This is a genomic window from Granulicella mallensis MP5ACTX8, assembly GCF_000178955.2.
In the GTDB taxonomy this organism is placed as follows: domain Bacteria; phylum Acidobacteriota; class Terriglobia; order Terriglobales; family Acidobacteriaceae; genus Granulicella; species Granulicella mallensis.
Genome location: NC_016631.1, coordinates 3,254,518 through 3,269,093 on the forward strand (window position 1 = coordinate 3,254,518; position 14,576 = coordinate 3,269,093).

A 14,576-nucleotide genomic window follows, 5' to 3' on the forward strand; every position below is an offset into this window, starting at 1 on the left:
ACCGTCGATATGCCAGGAGCATGAATGCACCGTCGAAATCGCACAACTCGAAATACTTGCATCACAAATCATTCAGGTAGGCCACGCCTGCATCGCCCTGGCCACGATACGGTAGAGATCTCGTTTGCTGGCACCCGACTGCGCCTCCACAGCTAATCCCCATCCGATGCTCATGACGTACCGTGCTAGCTCCTCAGGATCGGAATCGCGGGGGAGATCTCCCGATGCAATGGCTGCTTGAAAATGTCTCTTCAATTTCGCCCGACGAGCCTTACGCTCTGATGCGAGTTCCTGCCGCACCTGGACGGCTGTCTCCGAACTTGGCAGTGAGCAGTTCATGATGAGACAGCCACGTGGATTTGCAGGATTGCTGTAGACGTCGGCACATCCATAAAGCATCGTTTCCGCAACGCCACGTGCAGTCGGTTGCCGAAATGCCTCTGCCATAAAGCCGAGATAGGTGGTTACGTAGTGCTTGACCACTTTCCTGAAGAGGCCGTCCTTACTCTCGAACGCAAAATAGAAGCTGGGAGGGGTGATGCCCATCTCCTCCGTCAGATTCGCGAGAGAGGTTTGTTCGTAGCCATTCTTCCAGAACATGACGGTGGCCGTCTGAATGGCCTTTTCTATATCGAATACGCGTGGACGCGCCATATAGCCTCTTTTCCAATTCAGCCAGCCCGATATCGAGCCAGTCAAATCTCATCAAATTTTGCCGCATATATAGCATTCACTATACAACACTGCCAAGTTTCACTATAAATATAGCTATCGCTATACAAGACGCCGGTAGGTGATAGATAGTGGAAGGAGTCGGCATGGAATTTGATCAGAAATGGGTGATGCGATGGATTGCGCTGATTCGAATTACCACGACGCTCCTTGAGATTCGCATTCTCGGGGAGCGCACGTAGCAAGAAAATGGAGAGATGATTTGGCAACGTTTGTTCTCGTACATGGAGCCTGGCATGGAAGCTGGTGTTGGAAGCGCGTGCGCCGCATACTGCAGGCGGCCGGCCATGAGGTCTTTACCCCTACGCTCACCGGTCTTGGCGAGCGCTCTCACCTCAACGCACCGAGTGTCAATCTTTCCATCCATGTATCGGACGTGGTCAACCTCATCCAATGGGAAGAGCTATCGAATGTGGTTCTGTGTGGCCACTCTTATGGCGGTTGCGTGATCAGCGGCGTGGCCGAGCAACTGAACGACTCTATCCGTGCCCTGGTGTACGCTGACGGTTTTGTCCTCGAAGACGGCGAGAGTTTTATGGACTTGTTTCCTCCGGAGCAGGTAGAACAAGCCCGGCTGCAAGCACAGACGATTGGCGATGGTTGGAAGTTTTTTCCTTTTCCCTCCAGCCTTCTTGGTACGAATCCGAAAGACGTACCTTGGGTCGACGCGCAATTCACGCCTCAGCCTATCGCTTCCTTCGAAGAGCCACTTCGACTCACAGACAAGGCATCTTCGATAAAGGATGTCGTGCACCTTCTCGCGACCGGTTACGAGTCGCCGCTTCCGGTTGCCGTTGCGCACGAACGCGCTAAAAGTAAGGGCTGGACGGTTCGCACCATTCCCGGTGGACATGAGATTATGCTCGACCGGCCGGATGAGTTGGCATCCCTGCTTTTGGAATTCGCCTGACGTAATCTGAAAGAGATAAGAGCTATGGATCGCCCACAAATGCCTGACAGGATTTTGAAAACTATTATTTCACGCGCGTATCGCAAGCATTATCGATGGATACGGTTGCAGCTCTTGATTGCGGCGGTAAGTGCTGCCTTGATACCGCTGGCGCACGCAACGCAGCAGGATTCTTCGCAGAGCGAAACCGCAGGAGTCGAAGCGTTGATGGCCCGCGTCGGACCACCCTCTCAGCGGGCTATCCAGGAATTCAAGAATGCGGGGATGGAAGCTATCAAACCACACACGTTGACGGCTTCCGAACGAACAAAGGTAGAGATCGCGCTTGCTTCGCTCCCTCGCCTGCACAAGCGTGTTCTCGAGAAGAAACTACATTACCTGGCGTTCGTCGACGGCATTCCGGGTATAGGCACCGGACTTACTTCCCTGGATGAGAAGACAGGGCTTTATGACATCACACTTCGCGCCAGCATTTTGGACGAGCCGCTCTCGACTTTTCTGACGAATAAAGAGCGCAGAGTGTTTACCGATGATGGTTCCGGGCTTACCGTCACGATGAGTGGCACAGGCACCGATGCTCTGACCTACATACTGCTGCATGAGTCCACGCATGTAGTGGATAAAAGCTGCGGCATCACGGCGGACCCGCACAGCAGGTTCACTGCGGATATTTGGGTGAGTCAAAAGAGCATGGTCCCACCATTGGCTTCGTCGGCTGTGGCAACAACGACCTTCCGCGGAGGACACCCGCTTGGAGTTGGGCAGGCTACAACCGTGTACGGTGCGCTAGCTCAGAGTCCCTTTGTGAGCTTGTATTCAACGGCCGCAGCCACGGAGGATCTTGCGGAGCTCGTTGCCTGGCGGGAGGTCCTGATCCAACATCAGGGGAGCTTGGTCATCGAAGTGAATGATGCCAGCGGGAAGACCTTGAGGCAGTGGGAGCCGTTGACCTTCCCTGGAGTGCAGAAACGCTTTGAGGATGTAGACGAACTTCTTGCCTCTCCAGCTACCTGCCGTAATTTGGCCTAAGGAGCACACGCGGTCGCTTCTACAGCGGCGAATAGTGGTAAGAACAGATACAAAATGGTCATAGGCTGTACAAATGGGCAAGCCCTTGTAAGTAGGGTATGGGTATGACAACTACTACAATCGATCAGTTCATCCAAGACCTCCGCGAAAACGTTGAGGGAAAAGTTTATGGTTCAGCTGATGAGTCTTTCGGATCTCTCGTCAAAGTCTGGAATGGAGCGATCAGTTCCAAGCCGTCTGCCTTAGTCCGCTGTGAAAGCGTATCTGACATTCAAGAAGTCGTTCTTCTCGCATCACACTATGGAATTCCCGTCTCTGTTCTCGGTGGTGGCCATGATTGGGCCGGACGAGCCTTTTGTGAGGGTGGAGTGGTGATTGATCTGCGATCTATGCGGGATGTTCGGCATGATCCAGCGAGCGAAATTGTCGAATCGCAGGGAGGAGCCACTATCGGCGATCTGCTTGCCGGGCTTCCTGATGACACCGTTATCGTCACCGGAACGGCCAAGCAGGTTGGACTGGCTGGTTTCACCATGGGCGGTGGTTACGGCCCTCTGAACGGGCAGTTCGGTCTGGCTTTGGATAATCTTGTTGAAGCGACTGTCGTCCTGGCAGATGGTTCAAGCGTCACGGCAAATGAATCGGATCATGCAGATCTTTTCTGGGCGATTCGTGGTGGCGGTGGAAACTTCGGAGTACTTGCTTCGCTTAAGACGAGAACACACCGCCTGAGTGAGGTTCAGGCTGCCTTTATCCTGTTTCCAATATCCGAAGCTAAGACGGCCCTGGGCCGCTATCAGGAGATACTGGACAATGCTCCAGATGAATTGGGTTTGATGACCGGCTTCCTAACGGGCCAGGACGGAAAACCGATGCTCTTTATCGCGTCGCACTGGAGTGGGGACAAGACGCAGGGTGATGCCCTGCTGGGTCAGATAACAAGCCTGAAAGGCGCTATCACGGTCAGTCATGGATCTTCACGCTATGCCGATTCCATGGGTATCTTCGATCCATTAGTTGTGAATGGCCGACATCATTACATTGAAACCCGCAACCTGGATCGTTTCAATGTTGAATCGATTGCCGCGCTTGTTGACGGGGCAGAACAGATGAGCTCTCCGTTCTCAGGGATTGTTATTCACGATTTTCACGGCAAAGCAACCCGCGTATCTCCGAATGCGACTGCATTTCCCTTGAGGAAGGCTCATTTGGTTGTGGAGATCGTCTCCGCCTGGGACAAAAGCTCGGAAGATCTGGATGCCAAACATCGCAACTGGGCTACAGCTCTCTCGCAAAATCTGGCGCCGCACTCTCTTTCCGGCGGCTATGTAAACCTTCTCACCGATCAAACGCGCGTTGAGCAATTCTATGGAGAGACGGCAACGCGCCTTCGCGAGGTCAAGCGCCACTACGACCCGAACAATATGTTTAGGTCGGCACCTGGATCAATCTACCAGTCCGAATAACTGCCATGGAAGTTGTTGCGGTAGATAGCTCCTATGTTATTTGAGCTATCTACCGGACAGCTCGGTCATCGTTATCCAAGAAGGTTCGCGCGGTATCGGCTGGGTGTAACGCCTACTACTCTACGAAATATGCGGGACAGATGATGCTGATTGGCAAATCCGCTGCTCAATGCAATTTCAGTCAGCCCGAGGCGTCTATCCCGCATCATCGATTTAGCTCTCTTGGTGCGTAGCTCCAGGACGTATTGGTATGGACTTTTGCCCGTGCTTTGACGGAAGCTGCGGATCAAATGCGAAGGGCTCATTCCAGTTTCGCGGGCAAGATCGTCAAGACGGATGGATTCAGTAAGGTTCGCTTGAATAAAGTCGATACAGCGCCGGAGTGTCGACGGTGCCAAGCCGCCTGTCAGGGATACCTTCAGGGGCAGCGTAGCTGAATATCTATTAACGAGATAGGACGATAACGCTGTAACCATGCTGTCGAGAAAAAGAGCTCCGGCCTGAAAACGATCTCGTCTTTGTTGCAGCAGGATGGTCGTCATCTGGAGTAGCGTCGCATCTTCCAGGATGTCGAAAGTCATCAGCTCTACCCTTTTGATTCCGCAGTCTTGCAGAACGGGTGCAAACAAATCCTCGTTGAGCGTTATGTGCCCAAAGGCTGTCTCCTCTGCGAATTCAAAGACTCGTGAATCATTCATCCGGCAGATAGAGATGTTGCCAACAGGCGTATTCTTCGGATACTGAGCAGTAGGCTTTACCTGAACTGCTGAGGTCGGCTTCAACGTAATAGCCAGACTAATTTGCGAGGAGGCTGGAGTCTTCCATTCGCCAGCACTCACCGCAATCTCAGAGATCGTCACATTTGCGTCTCTATCCCTGAGACTATTCATCTTTGTTTCTGATGAATCGAGCATGTTCATACAGTGAAACTCCGTCAACTTGATGGCCGATGCACGCGTGTCGACCCACCCTCCTATTGGATGAAACAAATAAGGAGACGACTCTCTGGATCCAGCGGGCTACCGCGGAAATCTTTGGCATATCCAACCAAACCCGAAGAGTCTGGACGGCAATCTACCATGTGGACCGCCGACGATTGCTTCTTGCCAGCACTCTCAAGAAACAACCCCTCCAGGGACAAATTATTCCCCTCTTTATCGAGAGGTTGCTCGGTTTTCGTCGAGCGCCTCCCGTCCTATCTGCAGGAATGAAACCTCTCCGACAGGCCCTTGGCGAAAACACTTTTAGTGTGAGTCCGGAAATGAAACTTCTCGGCTAAACCCTTCAGCGAGAATCGCCCTCTCATGGCGATTTCAGATACATCGCAGATCAGCTGCGCGTGTAAAAAAACTACATGGAAAAGATCGATACAAATACGACCGCCCCCGTTGACGACCGAGGCATGGCGCGCCTGCTGGGAAGCGATACGTGGACACGTTGTGCACCATTGCTCACAGACGCTGGAGCTCAATGCTACGAGTTGTCACACATCCTCAGCGACACGATGCCTTCATCGCCCTTCGCTCAGGAATTGAAAGTTGCGGCAAGTCCTACGACGGGAATCCCGGGAACCCGGCATGTTGGAAATAAAGAGATGCTGACGGGCGATTTTACTCAGCAGGGCACGCATTTAGATGCACTCGGACATTTTGGGGTATTGCCGGAGGTGTGGGCCGGGCTAGAGCCACTGCCCCTCGCTGACGCAACTTATCATGGCGGGCTGACGCAGGCTGAGGTGAAGCCGGTGCCTGAGAAACGGTTGGCCCGTTTGGGCGTTGAAAACGTACCTCCAATCTTTACCACCGCGATCCTTCTCGATGCAGAGCGGGAATTCGGCGCGGGTGCTCCTCTATCTGCGGGCTTCTCGATTGATGCCGAGCACATTGAGACGATGTTGCGCGCTCAAGGCCTCGCGCAACGGGGAATACGTCCCGGAGACGTTGTCTATATCCATACCGGCTGGGGTAAATTCTGGGAGGACCCTGTCGCTGAAAACTCGGATTATTATCGGAAAGGCCCTGGACTGGGGTTCTCCGGCGCCGAGTATCTTGCCAGCAAGAATGTCGTGTTGGTCGGGCTGGACAATCCCTTTACCGATCCAGTGAATGGCGGCCAACTGAGTGGTCTCGCGTCGCCACCTGCGGATATGCCTGAAGGTCTTCCCTTTGGAACACATCATTTCAATCTGGTGAAAGCGGGCGTTTTGCAGATGCAAAATATGCGACTTCATGAGCTCGCTCGAGATCGTGTGTGGATATCCTGTACCGTTATACTTCCTCTCCGCTTAGAAGGTTGTTCTGGATCCCCTGTCCGGCCCATTTCCATCGGAAAGCCGTCACTCTAGTTGGCAGATGATTAGTCTCCTGTACTCAAAAGCACAGGACTATTTTCAGCCTGGTTGTTGTGGCAATCTGGTGAGGAGGGAACATGTCGAAGCTAACGAATGATGTTAAGTGTGAAGTCATCAAGCGGGTAAATCATCCTGGACAATCGGTTGCACACCGCTTCGATCACCTAGAGCGTGTCATGCGGAACGCCCGTAAGATTGCTGCAACCATCGAAGGAGTGGATTACGAGATTCTCGAGCTCGCTGTGCTCTTACACGATGTTGACCAACCGGCTGGAAGGAAAGCTGAACATGTGGAATTGAGCTTGCGAGCTGCAGAGGAAATTCTGCGGCAAGCAGGTTGTCCTAGTGATCGGGCAAACGCAGTTCTCGCGGTGATTGCTGAACATTCCACGGAGCATGTCCGTACTGTCAAGCCATCTACAGATGAAGCAAGAATTCTGTTTGACGCCGATAAAGTCGATGGCCTGGCGGCGATGGGTATCGCTCGTGTCTTTTCACTATTCGGACAGATGGGATTCGCACCTTCTGACGCAATACGGTGGTATAGGAACAAGATTGAAGTTGCTTTGGAATATATACAGACCGACGAAGGACGCAGACTTGTTCTGTTGAGATTGCCCTACGTCCAACAATTTCTCTCTGAAATGGAATTAGAAGCTGGAGCAGGCGCGGATATTTGGGAGTCGTGATTCAAGAATAGTTGCGCCTCATGTAACAAGGCTTATGCTATGCCAGTTTCAAAATGCGAATAAGTTGAGAGGCCCCCAGGGCAGAAGATCTCAACCAGGTAATCCTGGTCGGTAAGCTATTCCATCACCACGACCAAGGTGCGTTGAAGATCGTCATCTGCTACGGGCGCGGTGTCGACGGAACGAACAAGAATATATGTCAGAAGTCCGGTGAGAGTAGCCACTGCGGCTGCAACCAGGCTTGCCGCAGCAAATCCTCCCGAGAACGCTGCCCATCCAGCAGCGTGAACCTGCGCCTGAAGTCTTGCGGGAACGTCGGTCATCACGCCTGTCAGGTCGCCTGAGGCGACCTGCTTCGCGGCACGGGCCGCAAACTTTGGCTCAAGTCCGAGAGTTACGCCTGCGCTAATGAATTGGCGCGAAACAACCCGAGCCAGCACCGCGCCAAGCCCTGCAACCCCTAACAACAGGCCGACAAACCGAGTGGTCGATGCCAATCCCGATGCCATTCCGGCACGCTGCGCGGGAACCGCGCCTTGCATGACTTTGGCGGTCTCACTATTCAGGAGGCCGGCGCCCACTCCCGCCACCAGCATGCCGACGAGAAAGACGGGGTAGCTCATCCCAACGTGAGCGAAGCCATAAAGAAGGAGGTTGCCAAGCACAGTCGTCATGAGACCAAAGGTGAGAAGCGCGCGACCCGAATAGCTCTTCGCCAACCGGCCACCGAGACGCGGAGTCAGAAACATGGGCAGCGCAAACGGGATCATCGCAAGACCCGCCTTGGCGGGCGCGAATCCATAGGCGTTTTGCAGGTACATTGGCAGGTAGAAAATCATTACCTGAGCGCCACCGGCATATCCCAACATCGCAAAGGCCGATCCCAGAAAGGTCGGCTGGGCAAAAAGCGCGAGGTCTACCATCGGACGCGTTTGGCGGACCTCCACGACGACGAATGCGATGAACAAGCCCGTAGCCGTAACGAAGCGCCAGATGATGGCGGAGTTTCCCCATCCAACGCTGTTCCCGTCGATCAGCGCCCAGATCAGCAGAAACAACCCTGAGCTCAAAGTCAAGATACCCGCAATGTCGAGATTCTTGGCCTCATGATCGCGCGACTCCTCCACGATCACAACAGAGGTTACAAAAAGCACAGCACAGAGAGGAAGGTTTACCAGAAAGGTCCAGCGCCATCCGAGGAAGCCGGTGATCGCTCCGCCGATGATCGGTCCGCTCGTGATAGCAATACCAATGCAAGCACCCCAGAAGGCATAAGCTTTTGCCCGCGCCTGTCCTACATAGGCATGATTGATGACTGCAAGGGCCGCAGTCAGCAGAAGGCTGGCGCCAATGCCCTGCAAGGCTCTTGCCAGATTGAGCATCAGTGCAGAGTGCGTCAACCCGCAGAGCCCTGACGCGAAAGCAAAGATAGCCAGGCCGACAAGCATCGTGCGCTTCCTGCCATGGCGGTCCGCATAAGAGCCTGCGGCCAGCAATAGCGCGGCAAAGGGGAGCACATAGGCGCTCACAACCCATTCGATATCCGTGAAGGAAGCGCCAAGAGATCTCGCGATTGTAGGCAGCGATACCGCGACGATATTGGCGTCGAGCATGATCAGAGAACAGACGAGAGAGGTCGTCAACAGGATCACGAATTTGCGCTGTTCCGAAGACGTCGAATTCGATATTCGAGAAGGTTTGGTCATAGCGGAGTCCTCCCTAGCGAGTAACAGGGTTGGGGGTTGGCGAAGTAAGAGTTGCATCGGCCGCAATGCCAAGCAAAATGCCACGAAGCTCAGCCGCTTTCGCAATCCCAAAGTTTGTCTCGAAGAGGACCTGGGCAGAGTGCCACAGCTTATTTGATTCGGCGAACGCGGCCCGGCCCTTCCGTGTCAGCACGACATATTTCCGACGCCGGTCCGTCTCAGCAGCTTCCAATGAGACGAGCTGATCTCGTTCAAGAGGGCGCAGGTTGTGCCCAAGCGTCGAGCGGTCCATCACGAGCGCATCAGCAAGTTCACGCATTGTCGGCGGCTTTTCTCCTAGACGACGGATCTCCGAGAGGATGGAATACTGTGTGGACTTCAGCCCAGAAGGCGCGAGAACACTGTCATATAAGTGCGAAAGACGTCGGGATGCCTTGCGCAACGCAGTACAGTTGCAGTGATTCTGGGTATCGATAGAAGTTGGCGGCGAAAGGATGTCCTGAGTTCGGGGCATATACCCCTAATTATACAGGTACGTGCCCGGCTTGATTTGCGCCAATTCCCTGCTCTCCGGAGATTGATCGTAGAAGTTCGGGAGACACTTCTTTGGTGGCCTTCGCGAGAGCTTCCAGGCCTCACTTAGATGTCATATGTCATAGAGCAGAATCCCTACCACTGTCCCCCGGAAAGAGCTTAGGAGTAACGCTTTTCTTGGGGAAAAGCGCCGTCTAAAGGATTGCCTTTGGGCATACCTATAGGGATTCTGCTCTAGCCCTTCTCGTCAGCAGAGCCTTGACATTTTGATCGGCAGGTATATCGTGGTTACTTAATTGTTCGACCTTTCGGCTAATTGTTCTGCGTTTTGGAAGCGGAAGGAGTGTTCTGCGTGACCAACAATCTGCAGGTGACAGGCGCGACGCCGAAGGAGACGTAACATGAAAGCCAGATATGTTATTGCTGTTTTGCTTTGTGCACTTTCACCGTTGAGCCTTTCGGCGGCGGACAACTCGAACCTGAATGCCCGTATCAAGGACGCCACCGATGTCATTCGCCAAATCATGATGACTCCGGATAAATCGATTCCCAACAGCATCGCCCGCCAGGCAACGTGCGTTGGCGTCATCCCGAGCGTGAAGAAGGCAGCTTTTATCGTAGGCGGCTCATACGGGCAGGGCGTCGTCACTTGCCGGACACGCAAAGGCTGGAGCGCTCCCGTCTTCATCCGGCTGGCAGGCGGCAGCGTAGGGTTCCAGATTGGCGGCCAGGCGACGGATCTTGTCCTGGTCGCAGTTAATGACAAAGGCTTTCAGGACCTGTTGCGGTCCAAGTTCAAGATCGGCGCAGATGCGGCCGCCGCTGCCGGTCCGGTCGGACGGAATACTGCCGCAGCGACCGATCTGAGGCTTAATGCGGAGCTCCTGACGTATTCGCGCTCCAAGGGGCTCTTCGCCGGGATCGACCTCAATGGAGCCGTGGTTTCACAGAACAACGACGATACGAATGCCTTCTATGGGGGCACGGTGGAAAATTTTGACAAAGTGCTGCATGGATCTGTGCCCGTCCCGGCGGCAGCTCAACCGTTCGTGCGTGCGATCGGCAAGTACTTCGTGGCGGCCCACGCCAACTGAGCAGCCCTTCTGCAAGGCATTGCCTTCCAGTCTGCGCGAATGGATCGACCTCCGTTGCCGGGAGGATATTTAATATCATCGAGCGATACCTTGTGGCTTCACCTATACGGTGAAAACATCGCCGCTCCAGAGGAATCACTTCCGGCAATGTGTCGGGTACACGACAGACAAATAGTGCGGACGTTTCTTAATATACCGACTCCTATGGCTCCCACTGATCACTTCGTATATCGAACTAATGCTGACGGCTCGCACGATTCTATATGCGTCAAATGTTTTGCCACGGTCGCCACATGCTTGTCCGAAGCAGAGCTGGAAAGAGGGGAGCGCATCCATGTCTGTTACGTCACAGAGACCTATCTGGAATCTCCAAACGTCGCCCGTTTCGGGGCGCATCGTTACTCGCTCACCGAAAAGCGCGTTTCACACCTTTAGAGCAAATCTCCTGTTGCTGGGTAGTTGAATCGGGCGTGCAGTCGCTATACACCTACAGGAAATTTGCTTTAGTCCGCGCCGGAAGCCGCCAACAAAGCTGTCGCTGCAAATAGTAAGGTATCGCCCACATAGTTGACCCCTTCCACTGAGAGTGGAGAGTGAATCTCCGTTATGAGGATCGGAACGTAGAAGAAGATGGTGAGTAGCAGAAGCACCGTACCCACACCGGCGGCGGCGATGCTGCGAGTGCGGCGAATCATCAGCCCTACGCCTGCAGCGAGCAAAGTGATTCCGACGAAATAGGCAATCAGCGTCGGCGCTGGCACCCAGGCCGGCGTCAGCTTTTCCAATGGAACACCGGGCACGAACCGGGGGAAGAGAAAGTGCTCGATTGCATAGAAGATGAAAGCACACACGACAAATAGCCGGCCTACGATACGGAGCGTGGCGCCTGCCAATCGCCCGCGTGGCCACAGGCTGCCAGCCAGCACCATCGCTCCTCCGGCGAAAGACATCTCCCGCACCGTGAGCGTCCAGAACAGCCGCTCATGTACATGCTGCGGCAGGTTGGGCAGGTCAACTGTGGCGACGATGATCAGGAACAGCAGCGCAAGCAAAAACGCTGACCAGCGCACATAGCGCCACGCGATGAAGCTGACAGCTGCCGCCAGCAGAGCCGCACCGACAAAATAGGTCCAGAACAGAGGCCCTGGCAGCCAACGCGGCACAATGCCCATGAGATCGCGTGCTGCCAGAAAATGTTCTGCGGCAAAGATTGCCAACGCGACGGCTTCAAAGACGGGCCCGAGAACCAGAATCCTGCCGGCGCCGGAAGCTGCCGCGAACCGCGCCCGGACTAGAAAGAGTCCAGCAGCCAACGCGGCGATCCCCGCTCCAATCATCCCCCAGGTCTCTACAGACATAGACGGCTCCTATGATCGAGGATCGACCAGAGGCCAGATGGAGGCCTGTCCATCCCGGTCGCGCGAATGCAAGAGAATATTACAGCGAAGAGGTTTGTCGGATCTGGAAATTATGGCAACCCCAAAGTGAACTCAAGATCGGTAATGAAAAATGGGCTTGCGTTTACTTATCAAATTCATGGAACGGACACCGCGAAAATCACACGCCCTTGCAGACCTTATGCGTAACAGCCACGGCTTTCTCGTCCAAGCTCTTCGAACCTCAGCCATCCATTTCTCAAACACTATTCCAGCACTACTACCTCGTGGTCTAAGACAGACTTCACCTCGAATTGGACCCAGCCGCCCTTTTGGTGCACCGGCATAACGGTTTCAGCCGATACGGTCAGGAGGAGCCGCTTCCAGGTCACCTCTTCAGGAACCTTCATCCTCACGGTTAAAGGTCCTACCGGAATAAGCTCCTCAACCGGAGTCCGCCAGGTCCCTGCGCTGGTCAAATTGACAAGGTGCAGGACGAGACGATCCTGCTGGCGATAAAGATGACAGTCGATCAGCCCCGGTCCCCTCACCTCAAGCGGAATGGTGTCCTTAGCCGCCCAACGCACAACGTTCCCAAGTAGGTCCCCATGGTCGGGAATGTTTCCCTGTTCATAGCGTCGATCAATGTCGGCCGGCAAATAGGCGATTCGAGCCCCCTTCTGCTCTCGGACGAGTAAGCCAGGAATCTGAGTGCGCGGCGTCCGCATCCAGGAGTTCTCCGGCGGGTTCGTCGGAAAGACCGGGACAAACGTCAACAATACGGTCGTGTCCTGCGCCGGCTTCACCTCATGCAGTACGCCGCCAAACGTCAGAATATTGGTCTCTTCGAAACCCCGCAGTGCCGGATGTCGAGCGGCCGACCTGGGGGGCTCGTTTCCATGGCGCGGACCGTCTACATCCTGTCCCGCATCCGGCGTCAAACGCAGATAGCTATGGTCTAGACCAGACGCATTGTGCGGACCGACTCGCTTTCCCGTGTATTTCGCCCCAAAGACATCGCCTAGGGCAAAGTCGGGTCTCCGGTCGCCATACTCGTCATAGAGGCTAGTCTCGTCCGTCGCAACCAGCGATCCCCCCTTACTAACAAATCGCTGTACCGATTCCACTTGTGAATTCGACATGGACGCCAGGTTTGGCAGAACCAACAGCGAAACCTTGTTTGCGTCACGATCGATATTGTCGGCGTGCACCGCAACGTAGGGTATGCGAGCCCGGATCAGTGCCTGGATCATGCCATTGTAAGGAGCAAGGGCCAGGTAATTGCCGTCGTCCCGGCCGTACCACTCGAAGTTACGCTCCGAATAAACAATGCCGACCGTGGCAATCGGCTCGCGATTGATCAAATACTGTTGATGCTTTGCATACCATTGGAAAAAAGGTGCGGTGACGAGGAACTGGCGCCGATCCTCCTGATAGCCGCCCACATGATGCCACCACGGTGCAATACCGCCTGCGACGCCTTCCACCATCCACATACGAACCTCTGGAATAGGGCGCGCGGCCTTTCGCGGTCCATAGGTGGCCATACTTTCCGGCGCAATCTTGTCCCAGCCGCCCAGCCCGTGGACTCGCTTGCCGGTATCGCCATTTTCCTGAAATCCCCCATTGAGACCGGTGCCCGGCGGCCCAAATCCACTGCTGGCCCGCCCCTGTTGGTCCAGCATGATAATGTCTGCCCGCTCGCAGAGTTCTTTCATGTCCCTGAAGCTGCTGGCAGCCTGAACGAAATTGCCACTGAGCATGCCGCTCCAGATGCAGTCAGGACCGCCTGCAGCTTTGGTCGTGTTGGTGAACAGGTCCCAGGTCTCCAAGCGTCGCTTGTGGCTCCACTCAATCCACTGCCGATACACCGGATCGTTCCAGTCCTTCCTGGCCGGCAGATCCTTTCCACTCGCCTGCCGGAATTTGCTCTTGCAGTTGACGCAGTAGCACATGCTATCCCGGCCCTGGCCCGCCCAGTGATTATCGGTAAATCCGTCGGGCTTCTCATGGGCGATAATCTCACGCAGGATCTTGGGGATGTATTCGTCGTAATAAGGGCCATTGATGCACGTGGTGTAGAGCACCACATCGTCGTCCTCTCCCGGAGCCATACCTACAGCCGGATCGCCTCCGCGGCCGCCGACAACATAGGGCTTTCCTTCGACAGTCATCGCAAACCAGTCCGGATGCGCTTTGTAGAATGGTTCGAACGCACTCCCGCAATCCATCCGGGCGAAGACAGTTAACCCATCCGCGCGAGCCGCCCTCACCAGATCCCCATAGAGATCGCCACCATTCAAAAACCTGGCTTGGTGATGAAGTGGATCTTTGCTTGGATAGAAGGCCACGATCCCCCCGGCGTTGATGATGACCCCCTGAATCTGTGTGCGCTTCCAGTAGCTCCGCCACCATTGCATGTCGTAGTGCAGCGGGTCCTGTTCGTTCAGGTTGATCTGTCCCCACCGATACGTTCGCTTGTACCAGGGGCCACCTGTACTTCGTGCTGCCTGGCTATGCGCCTCACCAGGCATAAGGCCACCCACACTCGCTGCCAACGAGGCTGCTGCTGTCATCTTGAGAAAATCTCGGCGTGACTCCAATTCGACATTTTTCTTCGTTGAATCCACGATCGACTCCTTCTTTCTCAATTGGAGAATGCAAATCATCTCCAGAGAATTCAGCTTCGC

Annotated in this window: 12 protein-coding genes; 6 read left to right on the top strand and 6 right to left on the bottom strand. The window is 54.7% G+C overall.

Translation table 11 applies throughout. From position 1 onward, the window contains the following. Positions 1-72: 72 nt before the first annotated feature. Positions 73-654 (bottom strand): TetR/AcrR family transcriptional regulator, encoded by a 582-nt coding sequence (locus ACIX8_RS13160; RefSeq protein WP_014265836.1) that lies wholly within the window; start codon positions 652-654, stop codon positions 73-75. Between the two features lie 280 nt (positions 655-934). Here ACIX8_RS13160 and ACIX8_RS13165 point away from each other — a divergent pair, with 280 nt between their 5' ends. The 3 genes from ACIX8_RS13165 (at position 935) to ACIX8_RS13175 (ending at position 4,137) form a co-directional block, all read left to right on the top strand. Beyond that, on the top strand, positions 935-1,642 hold the full coding sequence (locus ACIX8_RS13165; protein ID WP_014265838.1) for an alpha/beta fold hydrolase: 708 nt from the start codon (positions 935-937) through the stop codon (positions 1,640-1,642). 105 nt (positions 1,643-1,747) lie between these two features. Then, complete coding sequence (locus ACIX8_RS13170) at positions 1,748-2,671, top strand: hypothetical protein (protein WP_150110597.1); 924 nt, start codon at positions 1,748-1,750, stop codon at positions 2,669-2,671. A 98-nt stretch (positions 2,672-2,769) separates the two neighbouring features. Then, the gene (locus ACIX8_RS13175) at positions 2,770-4,137 is read left to right on the top strand and encodes an FAD-binding oxidoreductase (protein WP_044176723.1); all 1,368 of its coding nucleotides are present in this window, start codon (positions 2,770-2,772) and stop codon (positions 4,135-4,137) included. A 71-nt stretch (positions 4,138-4,208) separates the two neighbouring features. On the opposite strand, the gene ACIX8_RS24595 is transcribed toward ACIX8_RS13175, so the two are convergent. After that, positions 4,209-5,057, bottom strand: coding sequence for a helix-turn-helix domain-containing protein (locus tag ACIX8_RS24595; protein ID WP_014265841.1), 849 nt, complete (start codon positions 5,055-5,057; stop codon positions 4,209-4,211). Between the two features lie 434 nt (positions 5,058-5,491). On the opposite strand from ACIX8_RS24595, the gene ACIX8_RS13190 reads away from it, so the two are divergent. Next, positions 5,492-6,481, top strand: coding sequence for a cyclase family protein (locus tag ACIX8_RS13190; protein WP_014265842.1), 990 nt, complete (start codon positions 5,492-5,494; stop codon positions 6,479-6,481). Between the two features lie 83 nt (positions 6,482-6,564). Continuing rightward, a complete protein-coding gene (locus tag ACIX8_RS13195; RefSeq protein ID WP_014265843.1) occupies positions 6,565-7,176 on the top strand; it encodes an HD domain-containing protein in 612 nt (203 codons plus the stop codon). Between the two features lie 116 nt (positions 7,177-7,292). Here the strand turns inward: ACIX8_RS13195 and ACIX8_RS13200 are convergent, their stop codons facing one another. Both ACIX8_RS13200 and ACIX8_RS13205 read right to left on the bottom strand, forming a co-directional pair. After that, the gene (locus ACIX8_RS13200; protein WP_014265844.1) at positions 7,293-8,882 is read right to left on the bottom strand and encodes an MFS transporter; all 1,590 of its coding nucleotides are present in this window, start codon (positions 8,880-8,882) and stop codon (positions 7,293-7,295) included. 13 nt (positions 8,883-8,895) lie between these two features. Continuing rightward, on the bottom strand, positions 8,896-9,396 hold the full coding sequence (locus tag ACIX8_RS13205) for a MarR family winged helix-turn-helix transcriptional regulator (protein ID WP_014265845.1): 501 nt from the start codon (positions 9,394-9,396) through the stop codon (positions 8,896-8,898). Between the two features lie 421 nt (positions 9,397-9,817). Here ACIX8_RS13205 and ACIX8_RS13210 point away from each other — a divergent pair, with 421 nt between their 5' ends. Continuing rightward, positions 9,818-10,510 (top strand): lipid-binding SYLF domain-containing protein, encoded by a 693-nt coding sequence (locus ACIX8_RS13210; protein WP_014265846.1) that lies wholly within the window; start codon positions 9,818-9,820, stop codon positions 10,508-10,510. A 503-nt stretch (positions 10,511-11,013) separates the two neighbouring features. Here the strand turns inward: ACIX8_RS13210 and ACIX8_RS24600 are convergent. Beyond that, positions 11,014-11,868, bottom strand: a complete 855-nt coding sequence (locus tag ACIX8_RS24600) for a DoxX family protein (RefSeq protein ID WP_014265847.1) — start codon at positions 11,866-11,868, stop codon at positions 11,014-11,016. A 284-nt stretch (positions 11,869-12,152) separates the two neighbouring features. Continuing rightward, positions 12,153-14,555, bottom strand: coding sequence for a twin-arginine translocation signal domain-containing protein (locus ACIX8_RS13220; RefSeq protein ID WP_150110598.1), 2,403 nt, complete (start codon positions 14,553-14,555; stop codon positions 12,153-12,155). Positions 14,556-14,576 lie beyond the last annotated feature (21 nt).